Origin of the sequence: Citrobacter sp. FDAARGOS_156 (assembly GCF_001559235.2) — a bacterium.
Classification (GTDB): Bacteria; Pseudomonadota; Gammaproteobacteria; order Enterobacterales; family Enterobacteriaceae; genus Citrobacter; species Citrobacter youngae.
Genome location: NZ_CP014030.2, coordinates 3,871,904 through 3,893,034 on the forward strand (window position 1 = coordinate 3,871,904; position 21,131 = coordinate 3,893,034).

The following is a 21,131-nucleotide window of genomic DNA, read 5'->3' on the forward strand; positions in this document are numbered from 1 at the left end:
TAAAATCCCGTATGCGCTCAATCGTCAAAATTTCGCCATATTGCCTGAATATCTTCCATCAGATAGCCGCGATAGAGCAAAAAACGCTGGACCTTTACCTTATCTGAAAATTCCACAGGTAAAGGTTCTCCATATTTCCGGACGGCCTGCTCACGTGCAAGCGCTGCCCAGTCAATTTCACACTCGCGCATAGCTCGCTCAATGGACTCACGCGCGATCCCTTTCTGATTTAATTCCTGACGCACGCGGGCAGGTCCGTAGCCCTTACGACTGCGGCTGGCGATAAACTGCTGAACGAAGCGGTCATCATCCAGATAGCGACTTTCAATACACCAGGCGATGACCTTGTCGTAATCCTCCGGCGTAGCATCAATGTCTTCCGGTCCATTTTTTCCCATCACCGGAGCGGCCAGCTTGCGCCGCAGTTCCTGCTCACTGTGGTCGCGCATCGCAAGTATTCGCACGGCGCGGTCAAGAAGTCGGGAATAAGCGGAACGGCGGGAAGTTGCGTCTGTCATAGTGAGCCTTCAGAAATGGAAAAGGGCTGCATGATATGCAGCCCTTTACTATATACGATTCAAAACATGCGATTCAAAACAGGTTATCAGAAATCTTCGTTCGTTTCTTTTACGTCTTCACCGCTGTCATCAACAGAGAAATCAGGCGTTGAATCCTGGTTATTGAGCAGTAACTCACGTAATTTCTTCTCAATTTCTTTCGCGGTTGCCGGGTTTTCTTTCAGCCAGTTGGTTGCGTTCGCTTTACCCTGACCGATTTTCTCACCGTTGTAGCTGTACCATGCACCCGCTTTTTCAATCAGCTTCTCTTTCACGCCCAGGTCAACCAGTTCGCCGTAGAAGTTGATGCCTTCACCGTAAAGAATCTGGAATTCAGCCTGTTTGAACGGCGCTGCAATTTTATTTTTCACAACCTTAACGCGGGTTTCGCTGCCAACCACGTTGTCGCCTTCTTTCACCGCGCCAATACGACGGATATCCAGGCGAACAGAAGCGTAGAATTTCAGGGCATTACCACCAGTGGTGGTTTCCGGGTTACCGAACATAACGCCGATCTTCATACGGATCTGGTTGATGAAAATCAGCAGCGTGTTGGACTGCTTCAGGTTACCGGCCAGCTTACGCATTGCCTGGCTCATCATACGCGCCGCAAGGCCCATGTGAGAGTCGCCAATTTCGCCTTCGATTTCTGCCTTCGGCGTCAATGCGGCAACGGAGTCGACAACGATAACGTCAACCGCACCGGAGCGCGCCAGCGCATCACAGATTTCCAGCGCTTGTTCACCGGTATCCGGCTGAGAACACAGCAGGTTATCGATATCAACGCCAAGCTTACGGGCATAGACCGGGTCCAGTGCGTGTTCTGCATCGATAAATGCACAGGTTTTACCTTCACGCTGCGCAGCGGCAATAACCTGCAGGGTCAGCGTTGTTTTACCGGAGGATTCAGGCCCGTAGATTTCGACGATACGGCCCATTGGCAAACCGCCCGCGCCCAATGCAATATCCAGAGAAAGCGAACCGGTGGAGATAGTTTCCACATCCATGGAACGGTCTTCACCCAGGCGCATGATGGAGCCTTTACCGAATTGCTTTTCGATCTGACCCAGCGCTGCCGCCAACGCTTTCTGTTTGTTTTCGTCGATAGCCATTAATTACTCCTGTCATGCCGCTTTCGGGTTAAACCGCGAAACGTGATAGATAATGTTCTGTTGAGGCAATTATACTGTATGCTCATACAGTATCAAGTATTTTGTAGAAATTGTTGCCACAGGGTTTGTAACGCGTAGGCGGTCGCCTGTCGACGGACCGCATCGCGATCGCCGCTAAAGCATTCCCGGCGGGTAATTCCCTCGCCGCTCGCGCTGGCAAAGGCAAACCATACCGTTCCCACAGGTTTTTCTTCGCTACCACCATCCGGCCCCGCAATACCGCTTATCGAAACAGCGAAATGCGCGCGGGCGGCTTTTAACGCGCCTATCGCCATCTCCACCACCACAGGCTCACTCACTGCGCCATGCTGGGCCAGCGTCTCTTCGCGCACGCCAATCATCTGCGCTTTGGCTTCATTGCTGTAGGTCACAAACCCGCGTTCAAACCAGGCGGAGCTTCCGGCAATATCCGTAATCGCTTTGGCTACCCAGCCGCCGGTACAGGATTCCGCCGTCGTCACTGTTGCCCCGCGCGCTTTCAGCGCCAGGCCAACCTGCTCGCTTAACTGCATCAGTTCACTGTCGGTCATTTCAGCCTCTGTCAGTTAAAAAATATGCCGGACAAGATAGCACTTTCATAACCAATATGGGGATGGGGAGAACGTTTTACGAGGAGGATTCCAAAAATTGCTCCGTTGCACAAATAAGATCTGCCGGATGGGGATGTCAGGGCATCTTCTCCGGCCTACAAGAGATATCCTCCGGTAGGCCGGGGGAGCGATTACTGCACGCGCGCCAGCGCCACCGCCTGACCCAATTGCCACACGGCCATCGCGTAGTGAGTGCTGTGGTTATAGCGGGTAATCGTGTAGAAGTTCGGCAGTCCGTACCAGTACTGATAACCCGTGCCAATATCCAGGCGCAGCAGGCTGGCCTGCTGATGATTACCCAACGACTGCTGTGGCGTCAGACCCGCGGCAGCAAGCTGAGAAATGCTGTACTGGGTTTTAAAGCCGTTAGCCAACCCAGGTGCCTGACCATTTGCCGGAACCGCGACCGTATCGCCTTTCACCCAGCCGTGACCTTTGAAATAGTTCGCCACGCTACCGATGGCATCAACCGGATCCCACAGGTTAATGTGCCCATCGCCATTGAAATCAACGGCATATTGTTTATAGGAAGACGGCATAAATTGGCCGTAGCCCATTGCCCCCGCGAAAGAACCTTTCAAATCGAGCGGATCGTCGCTTTCATCTCGCGCCATCAGCAGGAAGGTTTCCAGTTCACCAGAGAAGTATTCCGCACGACGAGGATAGTTAAACGACAGCGTCGCCAGCGCATCCAGAATCCGCGTTTTACCCATCACGCGGCCCCAGCGAGTTTCTACGCCAATAATACCAACGATAATTTCCGGCGGTACGCCGTATACCTGCCACGCGCGGTTCAGCGCATCTTCGTATTGATTCCAGAACGCCACGCCGTTTTGCACGTTATCCGGCGTGATGAACTGTTTACGATAGCGCAGCCATGCGCCGTTAGGTCCGGCTGGCGGTTGCGTCGTCGGCGCCTGGCGGTCCATCAAACGCAATACCGAGTCCAGACGCTTGGCCTGCGACAGGATCTCCTGCAATTGCTGGCGGTCAAAGCCGTGCTTGTTCACCATTTTCTCGATGAACTGCTGTGCATTCGGATTATTGGCGAAGTCGCCGCTTGTTTGCATGACGTTGTGCTGCGGCTCAAGCAGGAAGCCGCCGGATGGCGTACCCGTAGTCGTTTGAGTCTCTGAAGGTTTGGGTTTGCTGCTACAGGCAGCAAGCAGTACGAAAAGGGGGAGTAACGCTACATAACGACGCTTGAACATGAGACATCCATTAAACAAATTCAGCCTGGGGGAAGTATGGTAAAGCATCCTCCGTCATACAAGGAAGCGGTAGTCGCTCTCCTTCACAGAATTTACATCCCCTTTCATCTCTGAGCCGCACATTTGCGAGCACTCACGCAATAACTTTCAAATTAAAATATTTTACTTTCATTTTGAGATCAAAATAACACTTTTAAATCTTTCGATCTGATTAAAATTGGTTACCGTTTGGCAAGGTAACTAAAATCCCTACAGGAGAGAATAATGATCGACACCATCACACTCGGTGCGGAGTGGTTTATCGGGCTGTTCCAGAAAGGCGGAGAGGTCTTTACCGGCATGGTGACCGGTATTCTTCCACTGCTGATTAGCCTGCTGGTCATCATGAATGCGCTGATTAACTTTATTGGCCAGCAGCGTATTGAACGTTTTGCCCAGCGCTGCGCCGGAAACCCATTGTCCCGCTACCTGCTGCTGCCGTGCATCGGCACATTCGTTTTTTGTAACCCCATGACGCTGAGCCTGGGCCGTTTTATGCCAGAGAGATATAAGCCCAGCTATTACGCAGCAGCGTCCTATAGCTGCCACTCAATGAACGGCTTGTTCCCACACATTAACCCCGGAGAGTTGTTTGTCTATCTGGGGATTGCCAGCGGCTTGACGACGCTGGGCCTCCCGCTCGGCCCGCTCGCGGTGAGCTATTTGCTGGTCGGTCTGGTGACCAACTTCTTCCGTGGCTGGGTGACCGATTTCACCACCGCCATCTTTGAGAAAAAAATGGGCATTCAACTTGAGCAGAAAGTGCATCTGGCGGGAGCAACATCATGACGCGTATTCGTATTGAAAAAGGCACCGGTGGTTGGGGTGGTCCGCTTGAACTGGAAGCAACGCCCGGGAAGAAAATTGTCTATATCACTGCCGGAACGCGCCCGGCGATTGTCGACAAGCTGGCGAACCTGACCGGCTGGCAGGCCGTTGATGGCTTCAAAGAAGGTGAACCACCAGAGAATGAAATCGGTGTAGCGATCATCGACTGCGGCGGCACACTGCGCTGCGGGATCTATCCAAAACGTCGTATCCCGACGGTGAATATTCACGCGACCGGGAAATCCGGCCCTCTGGCACAATACATTATTGAAGATATCTATGTCTCTGGCGTGAAAGAAGAAAATATCACCGTTGTCGGTGAAGCATCCGCTACCCCAACGCCTGTAAACAGCACTATCGGTCGCGATTACGACACCAGCAAAAAAATCACTGAACAGAGCGATGGCCTGCTGGCAAAAGTTGGCATGGGCATGGGCTCCGCCGTCGCGGTGCTGTTCCAGGCCGGGCGCGACACGATTGATACTGTGCTGAAAACCATTCTGCCGTTTATGGCGTTTGTCTCGGCACTGATTGGCATCATTATGGCTTCCGGTTTGGGTGACTGGATAGCCCATGGACTCGCACCGTTAGCCAGCCATCCGCTGGGGCTGGTGACCCTGGCGCTGATTTGTTCTTTCCCGCTGCTGTCGCCTTTCCTCGGCCCCGGTGCGGTTATCGCCCAGGTTATCGGCGTTTTGATCGGCGTACAGATTGGTTTGGGGAATATTCCCCCTCATCTGGCGCTACCTGCCCTGTTCGCCATTAACGCTCAGGCTGCATGCGACTTTATTCCTGTCGGGCTGTCGCTGGCCGAAGCGCGTCAGGACACGGTTCGCGTCGGCGTGCCATCCGTTCTGGTGAGTCGTTTTCTCACCGGCGCGCCTACCGTTCTCATCGCCTGGTTTGTTTCCGGCTTTATTTACCAATAAGAGGCACTCAAAAATGACCGTGATTTATCAGACCACCATCACCCGTATCGGCCAGAGCGCCCCGGATGCACTCAGCGACCAGATGTTGATTACCTTTCGTGAAGGCGCGCCAGCGGATATCGAGGAGTTTTGCTTCATTCATTGCCACGGCGAGCTGAACGGTTCGTTGCAAGCCGGGATCCAGTTTGAACTGGGCCAGCATCACTACCCGGTCACCGCCGTTGGCAGCGTAGCGGAACAAAATTTACGTGAACTGGGGCATATCACCCTGCGTTTTGACGGACTGAGCGAAGCGGAATTCCCCGGCACCGTACACGTTGCAGGCCCCGTACCGGACGGTATCGCGCCGGGCTGTATTTTGAAGTTTGTTGCTTAAGATTGAAGGAGATAAAGATGAATCAGGTTGCCGTTGTCATTGGTGGAGGCCAGACCCTTGGGGCATTCCTTTGCCGTGGGCTTGCGACAGAAGGATACCGCGTCGCGGTGGTGGATATTCAAAGCGATAAAGCCGCCAACGTGGCGCAAGAAATTAACGCCGAGTTTGGCGATGGCACCGCCTACGGTTTTGGCGCAGATGCCACCAGCGAACAGAGCGTGCTGGCGCTATCACGCGGAGTGGATGAAATATTTGGCAGTGTCGATCTGCTGGTTTACAGCGCCGGTATCGCTAAAGCCGCATTTATTAGCGATTTTCAGCTTGGGGATTTCGACCGCTCGCTGCAGGTGAATCTGGTCGGCTACTTCCTCTGCGCACGTGAGTTCTCACGCCTGATGATCCGCGATGGCGTTCAGGGGCGCATTATCCAGATCAACTCCAAATCAGGGAAAGTGGGCAGTAAACACAACTCTGGCTATAGCGCGGCAAAATTTGGCGGCGTGGGCTTAACCCAGTCGCTGGCGCTGGATCTGGCGGAATACGGGATCACCGTGCATTCATTGATGCTCGGCAACCTGCTGAAATCACCGATGTTCCAGTCGTTACTACCGCAATATGCGACCAAGCTTGGCCTTAAGCCAGACGAAGTTGAGCAGTACTACATTGATAAGGTTCCACTCAAACGCGGCTGCGATTATCAGGACGTGCTGAACATGCTGCTGTTTTACGCCAGTCCAAAAGCCTCTTACTGCACCGGGCAGTCCATCAACGTGACCGGCGGTCAGGTGATGTTTTAATGTTGAATTGCCGGATGGCGGCTACGCTTATCCGGCAAAATCAAAGGAGTACATTATGGTTTCCGCACTGATTACCGTCGCCGCTATCGCCTGGTGCCTGCAACTGGCGCTCGGTGGCTGGCAAATATCCCGCTTTAATCGGGCTTTCGATAAGCTCTGCCAACGGGGTCGGGTTGGCGTGGGGCGCTCCGGCGGACGTTTTAAACCCCGCGTGGTGATCGCCATTGCGTTAGATGAGCAGCAGCGGGTTACCGATACGTTATTTATGAAAGGTCTTACGGTATTCGCCAGACCCGGCAAAATTGCCACAATAATGGGCAAACATCTTGATGAATTACAGCCTGATGTGATCTTTCCCCATGATCCGCTATCGCAGAATGCACTATCATTAGCGCTTAAACTGAAACATGGGTAATTTCGTTGTGAATGCTAATAGCTTGCGAAATTATCATTTTGCAACCTATAGTCAGGGTAATCACGCCTATGAAACCTCGTCAGCGTCAGGCTGCCATACTGGAGCACCTGCAAAAGCAGGGAAAATGCTCGGTTGAAGAACTGGCCCACTACTTTGACACCACCGGCACGACCATTCGCAAAGACCTGGTCATTCTGGAAAATGCCGGCACCGTCATTCGTACCTATGGCGGCGTGGTATTAAATAAAGACGAATCCGACCCGCCAATCGATCACAAAACGCTAATCAACACGCATAAAAAAGAGCGGATTGCCGAAGCCGCCGTCCGTTTTATTCACGATGGCGACTCGATTATTCTGGATGCGGGCAGCACCGTACTGCAGATGGTGCCGATGCTCACGCGCTTTAGCAACATCACCGTTATGACCAACAGCCTGCACATTGTTAACGCCCTTTCGGAGCTGGACAACGAGCAAACCATCCTGATGCCCGGCGGGACCTTTCGCAAAAAATCTGCGTCATTTCACGGTCAGCTGGCAGAAAACGCCTTTGAGCAGTTCAGCTTTGATAAACTCTTCATGGGCACCGACGGCATTGACCTCAATGCCGGCGTGACCACTTTTAATGAGGTGTTTAGCGTCAGTAAAGCGATGTGTAATGCCGCTCGCGAAGTGATTCTGATGGCTGACTCGTCAAAATTTGGGCGCAAAAGCCCTAATGTTGTATGCAGTCTGGAAAGCGTCGACAAGCTGATTACCGATGCGGGTATCGACCCTGCATTTCGTCAGGCGCTGGAAGCAAAAGGGATTGAAGTGATCATAACCGGAGAAACCAATGAGTGATGCACTACTGAACGCGGGCCGTCAGACGTTAATGCTGGAGCTACAGGAAGCCAGCCGACTGCCAGAACGACTGGGCGATGATTTTGTCCGCGCTGCCAATACTATCATCCACTGTGAAGGCAAAGTGATTGTTTCCGGGATTGGCAAATCCGGCCATATTGGCAAAAAAATTGCGGCAACCCTCGCCAGCACCGGCACCCCCGCCTTTTTTGTGCATCCGGCAGAAGCGCTGCACGGCGACTTAGGCATGATTGAAAGCCGCGATGTCATGCTGTTTATCTCCTACTCCGGCGGGGCTAAAGAGCTGGATCTCATCATCCCACGCCTGGAAGACAAATCCGTCGCCCTGCTGGCAATGACCGGAAAACCGACCTCACCGTTGGGCCTGGCCGCCAAAGCCGTGCTGGATATTTCTGTTGAGCGCGAAGCCTGTCCGATGCGCCTGGCGCCGACCTCCAGCACCGTTAACACGCTGATGATGGGCGACGCGCTGGCCATCGCCGTGATGCAGGCGCGCGGCTTTAACGAAGAAGATTTCGCCCGCTCGCATCCGGCGGGTGCGCTGGGCGCTCGTCTGTTAAATAAAGTGCATCATCTGATGCGCCGCGACGATGCCATCCCGCAGGTGACGCTTACCACCAGCGTCATGGACGCGATGCTGGAACTCAGCCGCACGGGTCTTGGCCTGGTCGCGGTCTGCGACGACCAGTCACTGGTGAAAGGGGTCTTTACCGACGGCGACCTGCGCCGCTGGCTGGTTGGCGGCGGAGCGCTCACCACTCAGGTTAGCGAAGCAATGACCCAGAATGGCATTACGCTGCAGGCGCAGAGCCGTGCGATTGACGCCAAAGAGATCCTGATGAAGCGCAAAATCACTGCCGCACCAGTGGTAGATGAAAACGGTAAACTCACCGGTGCTATCAACCTGCAGGATTTCTATCAGGCCGGTATTATCTAATCCTTCAGCCCCAGACGCTTCGCCAGCCGGTGCAGGTTGGCGACGTCTGTTTCCAGCGCCCGCGCACTTGCCGCCCAACTATGGTTATTTTGCGCCAGTGCCCGGCGGATCATCTCCCGCTGGAACGACTCTGTTGCTTCACGCAGGTTGTGATGCTGTGGGATCTCCGCAACAACTTCCGCCGCCGGTGTTACTGGCGCTTCATCCTGCAGGGCAAAATGCTGCGCCTCCAGCACCACTTCATCCCCTGCCCTGGTGGCTCTTGCCAGAACGACCGCGCGGTGAATGGCATGTTCCAGTTCACGCACGTTCCCGGGCCAGGCGTAGCTCAACAGATGACTACGCGCACCGGGGCTTAACACCACGCGGGACAGTCCCAGCCGCAGCCGACATTGCTCGCAAAAATAGCCTGCCAGCAGCACCACGTCTTCGCCGCGTTCACGAAGAGGCGGTACCGAAAGGGGAAAGACGCTCAGCCGGTGGAACAAATCCGCACGGAAATTCCCGGCCAACACCTCTTCGCGTAAATCACGGTTCGTCGCCGCCAGCACTCGCACATCCACGCGCAAGCTGCGATCGTCACCCACGCGCTGAATATCGCCGTACTGCAATACGCGCAGCAGCTTAGCCTGTAGCGCCAGCGAGAGTTCACCTATCTCGTCGAGAAATAGCGTCCCATTGTCGGCCATTTCAAACTTACCGCTACGATTGCTGATAGCCCCGGTAAACGCGCCTTTTACGTGACCAAACAGTTCGCTTTCGGCAACGCTTTCCGGCAACGCCGCGCAGTTCAGATACACCAGTGGATTCACCGCGCGCGGCGAACCTTCATGGATAGCTTTAGCCACCAGCTCCTTCCCGGTCCCTGTTTCGCCGCTAATCAGTACGTTGAGATCGGACCCCGCCACAATCTCAATCTCTTTTTTCAACTGCATCATATTGGGCGACAGGCCAATCATCTGGGTTTCCGTCACCTGCTCAAAGTTGGTTGACGAACCTGGCAGCATATTCTGGCTTTCCAGCTGTTCAATCAGCAGCGCATTGCTCAATGCGCCAGCCGCCAGTGCGGCAATCAGCCTAAGCTCCTCATCGCTGAAAACATCGAACTGATCGGGCTCCATGCCATCCAGCGTTAACGCGCCAATCAAATTTTGACCGGCGAACAGCGGTAAGCCAATGCAGGCATGCACTTTCAGACTCTCCTGCCCCGGAATCAGACCATCATACGGGTCGGGCAAATCGCTGTCGGCAGGAAAACGTACCACGTCCCCGGCGCGGGCAATCGCCTCCAGACGCGGATGCCCTTCCAGAGTAAAGCGTCTGCCGAGAACATCCTGCGCCAGCCCATCGATCGCCAGCGGAATAAACTGTCGCGACTCGTAGCGCAGCAGTGCCGACGCGTCGCACTCCAGCACCTGACGCAAGGTGGTTATCAGTCGTTGAAAACGGTCCTGATGCCCAATACCGCTTTGTAATTCAATGGCGATGCCCGCCAGCACGTCTACGGAAAAGCTCATGGCTACCTCATTGTCATTTTGACAATTCATATTGTCATATTGACAATAAAACATATAGTCATTTTGACTACCACCTTATAGGTGGAAAAACAACTAATCCTTTAAAATCAAATAAATAAAAAGTTGGCACGCAACCTGCAATTAGCAAAACATCTTTTTTGAAAAACGCTGAATTAATTGAGGTTGCTATGTCTATTCTGGTTAAAAATAACATTCATTGGGTTGGCCAACGTGACTGGGAAGTGCGTGATTTCCACGGAACTGAATACAAAACGCTGCGCGGCAGCAGCTACAACAGCTATCTCATCCGTGAAGAAAAAAATGTCCTGATTGATACCGTAGACCACAAGTTTAGCCGTGAATTCGTGCAGAACCTGCGCAGTGAAATTGACCTCGCGGATATCGACTACATCATCATTAACCATGCAGAAGAAGACCACGCCGGGGCGCTGACCGAGCTGATGTCCTGCATCCCGGACACGCCGATTTACTGCACAGCCAACGCCATTGACTCTATCAACGGGCACCACCATCACCCGGAATGGAACTTTAACGTGGTGAAAACCGGTGATTCGCTGGACATTGGTAACGGCAAGCAGCTGATCTTCGTTGAAACGCCGATGCTGCACTGGCCGGACAGTATGATGACCTACATGACCGGCGATGCGGTGCTGTTCAGTAACGACGCCTTCGGTCAGCACTACTGTGACGAACGCCTGTTTAACGACGAAGTTGACCAGACCGAGCTGTTCGAACAGTGCCAGCGCTACTATGCCAACATCCTGACGCCGTTCAGCCGTCTGGTGACGCCGAAAATTACTGAGATCCTCGGCTTCAACCTGCCGGTCGATATGATTGCCACTTCCCACGGCGTGGTATGGCGCGACAACCCAACACAAATCGTTGAGCTGTACCTGAAATGGGCGGCGGATTATCAGGAAGACCGCATCACCATTTTCTACGACACCATGTCCAACAACACCCGCATGATGGCGGACGCGATTGCCCAGGGCATCAACGAAGTTGACCCGAATGTAGCGGTGAAAATCTTTAACGTCGCCCGTAGCGACAAAAACGAAGTTCTGACCAACGTCTTCCGCTCTAAAGGCGTGCTGGTCGGGACTTCCACAATGAACAACGTGATGATGCCGAAAATCGCCGGTCTGGTGGAAGAGATGACCGGCCTGCGTTTTCGTAACAAGCGTGCCAGCGCCTTTGGTTCACACGGCTGGAGCGGCGGTGCGGTAGACCGTTTGTCCACGCGTTTGCAGGATGCGGGCTTTGAAATGTCCCTGAGCCTGAAGGCCAAATGGCGTCCTGACCTCGATGCGCTGGAACTGTGCCGCCAGCACGGCCGTGAAATCGCGCGTCAGTGGGCGCTGGCTCCATTGCCGGAAACAACCGTGAAAGCCGTCGCCCAGGAAGAAGCCTGTGCCTGTGCCGCTGCGGCTGCCGCCGATCTTGGTCCCAGCATGCAGTGCAGCGTGTGCCAGTGGATTTACGATCCAGCAAAAGGTGAACCGCTGCAGGATGTCGCGCCGGGTACACCGTGGAGCGACGTGCCGGATAACTTCCTGTGCCCGGAATGTTCATTAGGTAAAGACGTCTTTGACGTACTGGCAACGGAGGCAAAATGAGCCACGGAATTGTCATCATTGGTTCGGGCTTTGCCGCCCGCCAGTTAGTCAAAAATATCCGTAAACAGGATGCGGCTGTTCCGCTGACCCTGATTGCCGCGGACAGCATGGATGAGTACAACAAGCCCGATCTCAGCCACGTTATCAGTCAGTCACAGCGTGCAGACGACCTCACCCGCCAGTCGGCGGGGGAGTTTGCCGAACAGTTTAATTTGCGCCTGTTCCCACATACCTGGGTAACCGACATCGACGCCGATGCCCACGTAGTGAAAAGTCAGAACAAGCAGTGGCAGTACGACAAGCTGGTGCTGGCAACGGGGGCTTCAGCCTTTGTACCTCCGGTTAGCGGGCGTGAGTTAATGCTTACATTGAACAGCCAACAAGAGTACCGCGCCTGTGAAACGCAGCTGCGTGACGCCCGGCGGGTACTGATTGTTGGCGGTGGCCTGATTGGTAGCGAACTGGCGATGGATTTCTGTCGTGCAGGTAAAGCGGTGACGCTTATCGACAACGCCGCCAGCATTCTGGCCTCGCTGATGCCGCCGGAAGTCAGCAGTCGCTTACAGCATCATCTGACCGATATGGGTGTCCATCTGCTGCTGAAATCACAGCTTCAGAGTCTGGAGAAAACCAGTACCGGTATTCGCGCCACGCTCGATCGTAGCCGCAACGTCGAAGTCGATGCGGTGATTGCCGCCACCGGCCTGCGCCCGGAAACCGCACTGGCGCGTCGCGCCGGATTGAACATCAATCGTGGCGTCTGCGTCGACAGCTACCTGCAAACCAGCCACCCGGACATTTATGCGCTCGGTGACTGTGCGGAAATTAATGGTCAGGTCCTGCCGTTCCTGCAGCCGATTCAGCTGAGCGCCATGTATCTGGCGAAAAACCTGCTCGGCGGCAATGCGCCATTGAAACTGCCAGCCATGCTGGTAAAAGTCAAAACGCCGGAGTTGCCATTGCATCTGGCAGGGGAAACCCAGCGCCGCGATCTGAACTGGCATATTGCCGCCGAAGCGCAAGGGATGGTCGCCAGAGGGATGAACGACGAAGGCCAGCTGTGTGCCTTCGTCGTCAGTGAAGACCGCATGAAAGAGGCCTTTGCGCTGCTGAAAACGTTGCCCGTGTAAGTCCAGAGTTCCGTTGCTTGATTTATTAACCTCACGCACACGGATGTGCGTTGCCACTTGTCAGTATGCCCCGGCATGTTTTTCTTGCCCCGCCAGTCCCGTAATGCCAGTCAGTTAAGCATTATTGAGAACATGTAATTCCGGCCCAGGGTTCCGTTCACCTCAGCAATGTCATTTCTCTGAGGCTCGGAAACCCGTGAACGTGTAAGGGAGGCTCACCGCCGCCTCCCTTACATCCCAGGCTCCCGGCGGGAAAATCGTCGCTGCGCGATTCATTCGTCTTATGCCGTCTGCCTGTCGGGTCGGGGCCGAGCCTGCGTCCCTGCAGGCCATCCCCTCTGCCCGCATCCCTGCGGGCAGACCCGGTCAGCCGTCAACGCCTCATCGATTTTCAGCCGGACCAGGGTCATCGCTTCAACGCTCTGACTTCCAGCTCAATATGTTTTGCTGTTTAAACAAAAAACGCAAATGGTCAGGTGTGGGCTGGTCCGGCTGAAAATTGCCGACGTGTTTTCGTAAGGCCGGGAGAGCCAGCATGGATGCTGGCTCAGGGCGCGTTTTGCAGGGACGCTACCTCGCGCCCGACCCGGTAGCCTGAAGGAATAAGCGGAGGGAACCACGAAGTGGCAATTTTCCCGCCGGGAGCCGGGATTGTTAAGGGTACGGCGATAGTACCCTTAACACGTTCACGGGGACTATCATTTCAGATATGTGAAAAATTTAAGGTGAACGTAGCAATGCGACGGAGGCAACAGATTCATTACCTCCGGTTCGTTAACTGATAAGCATTACGCCAGTCTCGGGGCTTTTTTATTTTTGCGTCAACACCCGCGCCGCGGCAATCACGCCCTGCCCCAATGACAACCCGCCGTCGCCCGCCGGTAAACGCTGTGGGAACAGTAAGGTAAAATCACGCAGATAAAACGCCAGCCGGGATGACAGTAAGCGGTTATGCATCACGCCGCCGCTGAAGACTAACGTTTTAATTCCGCGCGTTTCGGCCTGCTCACGCATCAGTGTGGCAAACCCACGCGCCAGCGCGTCGTGAAATGCCCACGCTCTTTCAGCAGGGGCGGTCTGCCAGGCCAGCCATTGCTGCCAAAAAGCCGCTAAGTCCAGATGATTGCCATTAAGCGGCACCGTAACAGGGTGATCAACGCCTGCACACTGCGATGCCAGCGCCTCCAGCGCGCAGGCAGCCTCACCTTCATAACTCAACGATTCCGGCGCACAACACAGCGCAGCGGCAACCGCATCAAACAAGCGTCCGCACGACGATGCCAGCGGGGCATTGATTCCCCGCTCGATGGCGCGCGCCAGTACGTTCCAGTTTTGATGTTGCAGCGCCGATGTTTCCGGATAACGCTGCCAGTCAGGAACAAAACGCAGGCACTGCGCGAGCAGATTGCGCCATGGCTGTTTTGCCGCTAAATCGCCGCCCGCCAGCGCTACCGCCGGTAAGCCGCCAAGGTGTTCGCATTCACGGTAGTTGACCCGCAGACATTCGCCGCCCCACAGCACGCCATTTTCCCCCATGCCGATGCCATCCAGCGTCAGGGCAATCACATCGCCGCCGTCGAGCGGCCAGCCGTGCTCGGCCAGGCATGCCGCAGCATGCGCATGATGATGCAGCACCGTTTCGGTTGGCAGATTCATCTCGCTGGCCCACTGGCTGGAAACATAGCCAGGGTGCGCATCATGCACGATACGCTGCGGCGTAAAGTCATAAATGTTCTGGATCAGACGTAACGCATCACACCACTGCTGCTGAATGCCGTCATCACTGAGATCGCCTAAATGCTGGCTGATAACCGCCTGTTCGCCGCGCACCAGGCAGAAAGTATTTTTCAGATCCGCGCCTAAGCACAACATCGGCGGCACGTCACGAAACCCCGGCGGCAGTGCTATCGCATCCGGCACGTAACCCCGGGAGCGGCGCAGTATTTCCCCACTGTCACGCACCACGGAGTCATCCATGCGCTGCATAATTTCACGGTTATGCAGCAGAAAACCATCAGCAATCTCACTTAAATCTTCCAGCGCCTGCGCATTGGTAATAGCAGGTGGCCTGCCGCTAAGATTGCCGGAGGTCATTACCAGCGGACAATTCATCTCTTGTAAGAGCAGATGCTGCAACGGATTCGCTGGCAGCATAACGCCTACTTCCGTTAACCCTGGCGCAATGCCCTCGCTCAATGCAGCGACATAGCGTTTCTGCATCAGCACGATTGGCGCGGCAGGGGTTGTCAGCAAATGACGTGCGGGTTCAGGTAATCCGTCATCAGCAGGCAGCATTACCGCCAGCGGTTTCGCCGGACGGTGTTTACGCAGCCTGAGCAGTGCGACGGCGTCATCATTGCGCGCATCGCACACCAGATGAAAGCCGCCAATGCCTTTCACGGCCACAATGCCGCCCGCTTTCAGCTGTGCCACCGCCGCCTGCAGGGCGTCTTCTTTTTCAGCCCGCACGTCAGTACTGATCCATTCCAGATGCGGGCCACATGCCGGACAAGCAACAGGCTGGGCATGGAAGCGACGGTCATACGGGTCACGATACTCTTTGTCGCATTGCGCACAGAGCGGGAACGACGCCATCACGGTCAACGGACGGTCATACGGCATGGCGCGGATAATGGTAAAACGTGGGCCGCAGTGGGTGCAGTTGATAAAGGGATAACGATAGCGGCGTTCGCCGGGAGTGTTCATTTCAATCAGACATTCGGGGCAGGTCGCGGCGTCCGGGACGATTTGCGTATTCATCGTACCGCCAGCACTTTGACGAATCGAGAAGTCAGCAGGTTGCTGCGTCCAGGCGAATGCTTCGCTCTCAACGCTGTCAATGCGCGCCAGCGGTGGGCAGTGTTGATGTAACTGCGCAATAAACTCCGCCGGATCTTCCTGTAAGCGCACAACCACACCGTCACCGTCGTTACACACGTCGCCATGCAGCTGTAACCGTTGCGCCAGTTGCCAGACGTAGGGGCGAAATCCGACGCCCTGTACCTTGCCGCGAATACGCAACTGTACGCCGGAGGGGGTGTTTATTGTCATTAGATTTTTCCCGCAGTCATCAATCCCGGTTAGCCTGATGGCGCGATGCTTATCAGGCCTACGGGGATGCGAACAGTAGGCCGGATAAGGCGAAGCCGCCATCCGGCATAAGTACTACCGTATTTTACGCGGATTTGCAGATATCAGAACAGCAAAGATGCGGTGGAATCCAGCGCCGCGCGACGGCGTTTTTCCGCGCTCAGTTGCTCCAGCTTGTTGCGATCCACATAAATCAGCGCGTGAGTCGGGCAGACTTCCATACAGGCAGGACCGGCCTCACGGTGGTGGCACAGGTCGCACTTATTGGCTTCGGCTTTTTCTGCACGGACGTTCAGACCCGCGCCGCTGTTACGCACAACCGGACGCACGACCACTTCCATTGCGCCGTAAGGACAAGCCACAACGCAAGTTTTACAGCCAATGCAGCGTTCCTGCATTACGTGAACAAAACCTTTATCACGGCTGATCGCACCGTTCGGGCAGACGTTAGCGCACGGCGCGTCTTCACACTGGCGGCACAGCGTCGCCGTGGAGACATTAACGCCTTTGATGACGTGAATGCGGGGTAAAAAAGTTTCAGGGGTCAGCGATGCGCAGTCCTGGTTATCCTGATGGGATACCACGCAGGCCACTTCACAGGTACGGCAACCAATGCATTTATTGGCGTCTGCAATGATGAAACGGTTCATCAATTTCTCCAGCAATGACAGAATATCTGCCGAAGCATTCACAAATCGTGCCAGATTTTAATTTACTGTTATTAAAGGATTTTTATTATAATGAATACAAGGATGCCGTGTCATCGTCACTAGTGACGATGACAAATGACAGCCGTCAGCGCTAAGCGGGCGGCGCAACAGAGTCGCGCTGGATGAGTTCACCGGTGAAAGTCTTTGGCGGCGTAAACGCCCCGTCACCCAACATAAAGATCAGGCGCCCAATCGTTTCCTGAATCATTTCTGTTACCGGAATTTTTACGCTGGAAAGCGCCGGAATAGTGTATGGCGCGAGGGTGATATCATCGAAGCCAATCACCGACACCTGTAAAGGCACCCGCACACCATGGGCGTGTAACTGCTTCATCGCGCCGATCGCCATATCGTCATTGCTGGCCACCAGCGCGGTAAAATTGACCTTACGTGAAAGCAACGCATCAACGCCCGCAGCACCGCAGGCTGGCGTCCACTTTCCCTTAACAATCAAGTCATTATTAAGCGCAATACCATGATGTGCCAGCGCGTCTTTATAACCTGAAAGTCGCTCCACGCCGGTTGGAGAATCCATCGAGCCGGTAATAAAACCAATCTCTTTATGCCCGGCGGCAATGAGCTGAGTGACGGCGTTAAAGCTGGTCTGCTTTTGATCACACCATACGCTGTGGCTACTGTTTTTCCGCAGGCGTCGGTTAAGCACCATAATCGGCTGAGTATGGGCGTCGATGATATCGTCTATCTCATCCACACTGAGAAAACGCGGATAGATCATAATCGCGTCGCAGCGTAAGTCCAGAAGGTATTGGATCGCCTGGCGTTCTTCCTCAGCGCTGTGCTTACCGTCAGCCAGCAACAGCTGACGCCCCTTATCCTCCGCCATGCGTGCGGTATGAAACAACAGTTCGCTGAAATAGACGCCGTGATAAAGGGTATTCGTCACCACCAGTCCCAGCGTCTGCGTGGTTTTCGCCGCCAGACTGCGCGCCAGCAAGTTAGGGCGATAACCACTCTCTTCAATGGCCTGAAACACGCGGTCTTTGGTCTCCTGGCTGACGTAGCCGTTCCCGGAAAGCACCCGGGAAACGGTCGCTTTCGACACGCCGGCACGCTTCGCCACCTCCAGCATCGTGGTCATATTACTCATCCCTATTCTCTCAATGTGACGCAGTGTACTGCACCGTTTCGCCGCTGTCCTTGCTGCTAAATCGCAGACGCTGACATCTGGTGATCGGAGTCACAATTACAAAAAATGATCAAAATTAAATCTTGCTCATTATTCATAATTTAAACATGATTTTGTGGAACCGGTTTCCTATCTGCGTTTCATAACCCAGAAAAGCGACCTAACGTAAACGGATAAAACATAACGTACCCTACTGATAAAACAGGATTAAATCCGATGTCCAAGAATTATGCAGCGCTGGCGCGCTCCGTTGTGACGGCTCTGGGAGGCGTTGACAACATCACAGCAGTGACCCACTGTATGACACGTTTGCGTTTCGTTATCAAAGATGACTCGCAGGTCGACAGCGCGACGCTGAAGACGCTTTCTGGCGTGCTTGGCGTGGTGCGGAGCGATAACCAGTGCCAGGTGATCATCGGCAACACCGTTTCGCAGGCGTATCGCGAAGTGGTCAGCCTGTTGCCTGCCAATATGCAGCCCGCTGAGCCGCAAACCAAACCCCGACTGACGCTGAAGCGGATTGGCGCGGGGATCCTCGACGCGCTGATCGGCACCATGTCCCCGTTGATCCCGGCGATTATCGGCGGATCAATGCTCAAGCTGCTGGCAATGATCCTCGAAATGACCGGCGTGCTGGAGAAAGGATCGTCCACGCTCACTATTCTGACCGTTATCGGCGACGGCGCATTTTTCTTCCTGCCGCTGATGGTCGCCGCGTCGGCAGCAATCAAATTCAAAACCAACATGTCACTGGCAATCGCCATCGCGGGTGTACTGGTGCATCCCAGCTTCATCGATCTGATGGCGAAGGCCGCGCAGGGTGAGCACGTTGAGTTTGCCCTGATCCCGGTGACGGCGGTGAAATATACCTACACGGTGATCCCGGCGCTGGTGATGACCTGGTGCCTGTCATACATCGAACGTTGGGTGGATCGCATCACTCCGGCAGTCACCAAAAACTTCCTGAAACCAATGCTGATCGTGCTGATCGCCGCGCCGCTCGCCATCGTCATCATTGGCCCGATCGGCATCTGGATCGGTAGCGCAATTTCAGCGCTGGTGTATACCATTCACGGCTATCTCGGTTGGCTGTCAGTGGCCATTATGGGCGCATTGTGGCCGCTGCTGGTGATGACCGGTATGCATCGCGTTTTCACGCCAACCATTATTCAGACCATTGCCGAAACCGGAAAAGAAGGCATGGTGATGCCGTCGGAAATCGGCGCCAACTTGTCGTTAGGCGGTTCATCGCTGGCAGTGGCATGGAAAACCAAAAACCCGGAACTGCGTCAGACGGCGTTAGCGGCAGCCGCCTCTGCCATCATGGCAGGGATTTCCGAACCCGCACTGTATGGCGTGGCGATCCGCCTGAAACGACCACTGATTGCGAGTCTTATCAGCGGTTTTATCTGCGGTGCCGTTGCCGGCATGGCCGGGCTGGCGAGTCACTCCATGGCGGCTCCAGGTCTGTTCACCAGCGTACAGTTTTTCGATCCGGCCAATCCGATGACTATCGTATGGGTGTTTGGCGTGATGGCGCTGGCGGTGGTGCTTTCCTTTGTATTAACACTGATTCTCGGCTTTGAAGATATTCCTGTCGAAGATGCCGCCGCGCAGGCCAGAAAAAATCAGGCCGCACAACCGGGCAATATCAATGGAGCCAGCATTTGACTGGTATGAACTGAGGTTAATTATGTCTGTTTTTCCGCAAGGATTTTTATGGGGCGGCGCACTGGCCGCCAACCAGTCTGAAGGGGCGTACCGGGAAGGTGGCAAAGGGCTGACGACCGTCGATATGATCCCTCACGGCACAAGTCGCATGCCCGTCAAACTGGGACAGGAAAAGCGCTTTACGTTGCGGGATGACGAATTTTATCCCAGCCATCAGGCGATCGACTTTTATCATCGCTATAAAGAAGACATCGCGTTAATGGCGGAAATGGGTTTTACGGTATTTCGTACTTCCATTGCCTGGAGCCGTCTCTACCCTAACGGCGATGAGCTGACGCCGAATGAAGAGGGTATCGCATTTTACCGGGCGGTGTTTGCCGAGTGTAAAAAATACGGTATTGAGCCGCTGGTCACGCTGTGTCACTTCGATGTGCCAATGCATCTGGTCACCGAGTACGGTTCATGGCGTAGCCGTAAAATGGTGGAGTTCTTTACCCGCTACGCCCGGACCTGCTTTGAGGCCTTTGACGGACTGGTGAAGTACTGGCTGACGTTCAACGAAATCAACATTATGCTGCACAGCCCCTTTTCAGGCGCCGGGCTGGTATTTGAAGAAGGTGAAAATCAGGATCAGGTGAAATATCAGTCCGCTCACCACGAACTGATAGCCAGCGCCCTGGCGACTAAAATAGCCCATGAAATTAATCCGCAAAACCAGGTCGGTTGTATGCTGGCTGGCGGTAATTTTTATCCTTATTCCTGTAAACCAGAAGATGTGTGGACCGCGCTGGAAAAAGACCGCGAAAACCTGTTCTTTATTGATGTGCAGGCGCGCGGGGCCTACCCGGCTTATTCTGCCCGCGTGTTTCGCGAAAAAGGCGTGGTCATAGAAAAAGCCCCGGAAGATGACGACATCCTGAAAAACACCGTCGATTTCGTCTCGTTCAGCTATTACGCATCGCGCTGCGCCTCGGCGGAAATGAACACCGGCAATACCAGCGCCGCCAACGTGGTGAAATCGCTACGTAATCCATACATTGCCGCCAGCGAATGGGGCTGGGGCATCGATCCGCTCGGTCTGCGCATCACCATGAATATGATGTATGACCGCTACCAGAAACCGCTATTTCTGGTGGAGAACGGGCTGGGGGCGAAAGATGAAATTGATACTAACGGCGAGATCAATGACGACTATCGCATCAGCTATTTACGCGAGCACATTCGCGTCATGGCAGACGCGATTGAAGATGGCGTGCCGCTGATGGGTTACACCACCTGGGGCTGTATTGACCTGGTTTCTGCCTCAACCGGTGAGATGAGCAAACGCTACGGTTTTGTGTATGTGGACCGCGATGATGCGGGCAACGGCACGCTGGCGCGCACCCGTAAGAAATCATTCTGGTGGTACAAAAAAGTGATCGCCAGTAACGGCGCCGATCTGGCATAACAGATCTGCCGGAGGGGGTTACAGCCTTCCGGCAGAATTACATATTTTCATTTCATTTATTACATTCC

19 protein-coding genes are annotated in these 21,131 nt (G+C 54.5%); 11 read left to right on the plus strand and 8 right to left on the minus strand.

Going from position 1 to position 21,131, the window contains the following annotated elements; translation table 11 throughout:
• Positions 1-17 precede the first annotated feature (17 nt).
• The 4 genes from recX to mltB all read right to left on the minus strand — a co-directional run bounded on the left by recX (position 18) and on the right by mltB (position 3,530).
• Positions 18-518 carry a recombination regulator RecX gene (gene recX / locus AL515_RS19045; protein ID WP_061068449.1) on the minus strand — a complete coding sequence of 167 codons (501 nt, stop codon included), beginning with the start codon at positions 516-518 and terminating at the stop codon, positions 18-20.
• 86 nt (positions 519-604) lie between these two features.
• Positions 605-1,669 (minus strand): recombinase RecA, encoded by a 1,065-nt coding sequence (gene recA, locus AL515_RS19050; RefSeq protein WP_003037330.1) that lies wholly within the window; start codon positions 1,667-1,669, stop codon positions 605-607.
• A 92-nt stretch (positions 1,670-1,761) separates the two neighbouring features.
• Positions 1,762-2,259: a nicotinamide-nucleotide amidase gene (pncC, locus tag AL515_RS19055; protein WP_003037333.1), complete on the minus strand. Its 498-nt coding sequence runs from the start codon at positions 2,257-2,259 to the stop codon at positions 1,762-1,764.
• 191 nt (positions 2,260-2,450) lie between these two features.
• Complete coding sequence (gene mltB / locus AL515_RS19060) at positions 2,451-3,530, minus strand: lytic murein transglycosylase B (protein ID WP_048213016.1); 1,080 nt, start codon at positions 3,528-3,530, stop codon at positions 2,451-2,453.
• Positions 3,531-3,794: 264 nt separating this feature from the next.
• On the opposite strand from mltB, the gene srlA reads away from it, so the two are divergent.
• From srlA to gutQ, 7 genes are all read left to right on the plus strand, one after another.
• The gene (gene srlA, locus AL515_RS19065; protein WP_048213017.1) at positions 3,795-4,358 is read left to right on the plus strand and encodes a PTS glucitol/sorbitol transporter subunit IIC; all 564 of its coding nucleotides are present in this window, start codon (positions 3,795-3,797) and stop codon (positions 4,356-4,358) included.
• A complete protein-coding gene (srlE, locus tag AL515_RS19070) occupies positions 4,355-5,326 on the plus strand; it encodes a PTS glucitol/sorbitol transporter subunit IIB (protein ID WP_061068450.1) in 972 nt (323 codons plus the stop codon). Before srlA ends, srlE begins: the two co-directional genes overlap by 4 nt.
• 13 nt (positions 5,327-5,339) lie before the next feature.
• A complete protein-coding gene (srlB, locus tag AL515_RS19075) occupies positions 5,340-5,702 on the plus strand; it encodes a PTS glucitol/sorbitol transporter subunit IIA (protein ID WP_048213019.1) in 363 nt (120 codons plus the stop codon).
• A 17-nt stretch (positions 5,703-5,719) separates the two neighbouring features.
• A complete protein-coding gene (gene srlD, locus AL515_RS19080; RefSeq protein WP_061068451.1) occupies positions 5,720-6,499 on the plus strand; it encodes a sorbitol-6-phosphate dehydrogenase in 780 nt (259 codons plus the stop codon).
• Positions 6,500-6,554: 55 nt separating this feature from the next.
• Entirely contained in the window at positions 6,555-6,914 is a 360-nt protein-coding gene (gene gutM / locus AL515_RS19085) for a transcriptional regulator GutM (protein ID WP_048213020.1), read from the plus strand.
• A gap of 68 nt (positions 6,915-6,982) precedes the next feature.
• Entirely contained in the window at positions 6,983-7,756 is a 774-nt protein-coding gene (srlR, locus tag AL515_RS19090; RefSeq protein WP_048213021.1) for a glucitol operon DNA-binding transcriptional repressor SrlR, read from the plus strand.
• Positions 7,749-8,714 (plus strand): arabinose-5-phosphate isomerase GutQ, encoded by a 966-nt coding sequence (gutQ, locus tag AL515_RS19095; protein WP_003037353.1) that lies wholly within the window; start codon positions 7,749-7,751, stop codon positions 8,712-8,714. Before srlR ends, gutQ begins: the two co-directional genes overlap by 8 nt.
• On the opposite strand, the gene norR is transcribed toward gutQ, so the two are convergent.
• Entirely contained in the window at positions 8,711-10,231 is a 1,521-nt protein-coding gene (gene norR, locus AL515_RS19100; protein ID WP_044713357.1) for a nitric oxide reductase transcriptional regulator NorR, read from the minus strand. The genes gutQ and norR overlap by 4 nt on opposite strands.
• A 188-nt stretch (positions 10,232-10,419) precedes the next feature.
• Here norR and norV point away from each other — a divergent pair, with 188 nt between their 5' ends.
• Together norV and norW are read left to right on the plus strand one after the other, a co-directional pair.
• A complete protein-coding gene (norV, locus tag AL515_RS19105; RefSeq protein ID WP_048213024.1) occupies positions 10,420-11,868 on the plus strand; it encodes an anaerobic nitric oxide reductase flavorubredoxin in 1,449 nt (482 codons plus the stop codon).
• Entirely contained in the window at positions 11,865-12,998 is a 1,134-nt protein-coding gene (gene norW / locus AL515_RS19110; protein ID WP_061068452.1) for an NADH:flavorubredoxin reductase NorW, read from the plus strand. The genes norV and norW overlap by 4 nt, the downstream gene beginning before the upstream one ends.
• Before the next feature lie 810 nt (positions 12,999-13,808).
• On the opposite strand, the gene hypF is transcribed toward norW, so the two are convergent.
• The 3 genes from hypF to AL515_RS19135 all read right to left on the minus strand — a co-directional run bounded on the left by hypF (position 13,809) and on the right by AL515_RS19135 (position 17,897).
• Positions 13,809-16,049 carry a carbamoyltransferase HypF gene (gene hypF / locus AL515_RS19125; protein WP_061068453.1) on the minus strand — a complete coding sequence of 747 codons (2,241 nt, stop codon included), beginning with the start codon at positions 16,047-16,049 and terminating at the stop codon, positions 13,809-13,811.
• A gap of 143 nt (positions 16,050-16,192) precedes the next feature.
• A complete protein-coding gene (hydN, locus tag AL515_RS19130) occupies positions 16,193-16,738 on the minus strand; it encodes an electron transport protein HydN (protein WP_003037366.1) in 546 nt (181 codons plus the stop codon).
• Between the two features lie 151 nt (positions 16,739-16,889).
• Complete coding sequence (locus AL515_RS19135; RefSeq protein ID WP_048213491.1) at positions 16,890-17,897, minus strand: LacI family DNA-binding transcriptional regulator; 1,008 nt, start codon at positions 17,895-17,897, stop codon at positions 16,890-16,892.
• A 264-nt stretch (positions 17,898-18,161) separates the two neighbouring features.
• Between AL515_RS19135 and ascF the strand changes: the two genes are divergently transcribed.
• Entirely contained in the window at positions 18,162-19,616 is a 1,455-nt protein-coding gene (gene ascF, locus AL515_RS19140) for a PTS cellobiose/arbutin/salicin transporter subunit IIBC (protein ID WP_003037374.1), read from the plus strand.
• A gap of 22 nt (positions 19,617-19,638) precedes the next feature.
• Complete coding sequence (locus tag AL515_RS19145; RefSeq protein ID WP_061068853.1) at positions 19,639-21,063, plus strand: 6-phospho-beta-glucosidase; 1,425 nt, start codon at positions 19,639-19,641, stop codon at positions 21,061-21,063.
• Positions 21,064-21,131: the final 68 nt, after the last annotated feature.

Excerpts from the sequence above, each read along its gene's own strand:
- recX (WP_061068449.1), bottom strand. The coding sequence starts at position 518 with ATGACAGACGCAACTTCCCGCCGTTCCGCTTATTCCCGACTTCTTGAC.
- recA (WP_003037330.1), bottom strand. The coding sequence starts at position 1,669 with ATGGCTATCGACGAAAACAAACAGAAAGCGTTGGCGGCAGCGCTGGGT.
- pncC (WP_003037333.1), bottom strand. The coding sequence starts at position 2,259 with ATGACCGACAGTGAACTGATGCAGTTAAGCGAGCAGGTTGGCCTGGCG.
- mltB (WP_048213016.1), bottom strand. The coding sequence starts at position 3,530 with ATGTTCAAGCGTCGTTATGTAGCGTTACTCCCCCTTTTCGTACTGCTT.
- srlA (WP_048213017.1), top strand. The coding sequence starts at position 3,795 with ATGATCGACACCATCACACTCGGTGCGGAGTGGTTTATCGGGCTGTTC.
- srlE (WP_061068450.1), top strand. The coding sequence starts at position 4,355 with ATGACGCGTATTCGTATTGAAAAAGGCACCGGTGGTTGGGGTGGTCCG.
- srlB (WP_048213019.1), top strand. The coding sequence starts at position 5,340 with ATGACCGTGATTTATCAGACCACCATCACCCGTATCGGCCAGAGCGCC.
- srlD (WP_061068451.1), top strand. The coding sequence starts at position 5,720 with ATGAATCAGGTTGCCGTTGTCATTGGTGGAGGCCAGACCCTTGGGGCA.
- gutM (WP_048213020.1), top strand. The coding sequence starts at position 6,555 with ATGGTTTCCGCACTGATTACCGTCGCCGCTATCGCCTGGTGCCTGCAA.
- srlR (WP_048213021.1), top strand. The coding sequence starts at position 6,983 with ATGAAACCTCGTCAGCGTCAGGCTGCCATACTGGAGCACCTGCAAAAG.
- gutQ (WP_003037353.1), top strand. The coding sequence starts at position 7,749 with ATGAGTGATGCACTACTGAACGCGGGCCGTCAGACGTTAATGCTGGAG.
- norR (WP_044713357.1), bottom strand. The coding sequence starts at position 10,231 with ATGAGCTTTTCCGTAGACGTGCTGGCGGGCATCGCCATTGAATTACAA.
- norV (WP_048213024.1), top strand. The coding sequence starts at position 10,420 with ATGTCTATTCTGGTTAAAAATAACATTCATTGGGTTGGCCAACGTGAC.
- norW (WP_061068452.1), top strand. The coding sequence starts at position 11,865 with ATGAGCCACGGAATTGTCATCATTGGTTCGGGCTTTGCCGCCCGCCAG.
- hypF (WP_061068453.1), bottom strand. The coding sequence starts at position 16,049 with ATGACAATAAACACCCCCTCCGGCGTACAGTTGCGTATTCGCGGCAAG.
- hydN (WP_003037366.1), bottom strand. The coding sequence starts at position 16,738 with ATGAACCGTTTCATCATTGCAGACGCCAATAAATGCATTGGTTGCCGT.
- AL515_RS19135 (WP_048213491.1), bottom strand. The coding sequence starts at position 17,897 with ATGACCACGATGCTGGAGGTGGCGAAGCGTGCCGGCGTGTCGAAAGCG.
- ascF (WP_003037374.1), top strand. The coding sequence starts at position 18,162 with ATGTCCAAGAATTATGCAGCGCTGGCGCGCTCCGTTGTGACGGCTCTG.
- AL515_RS19145 (WP_061068853.1), top strand. The coding sequence starts at position 19,639 with ATGTCTGTTTTTCCGCAAGGATTTTTATGGGGCGGCGCACTGGCCGCC.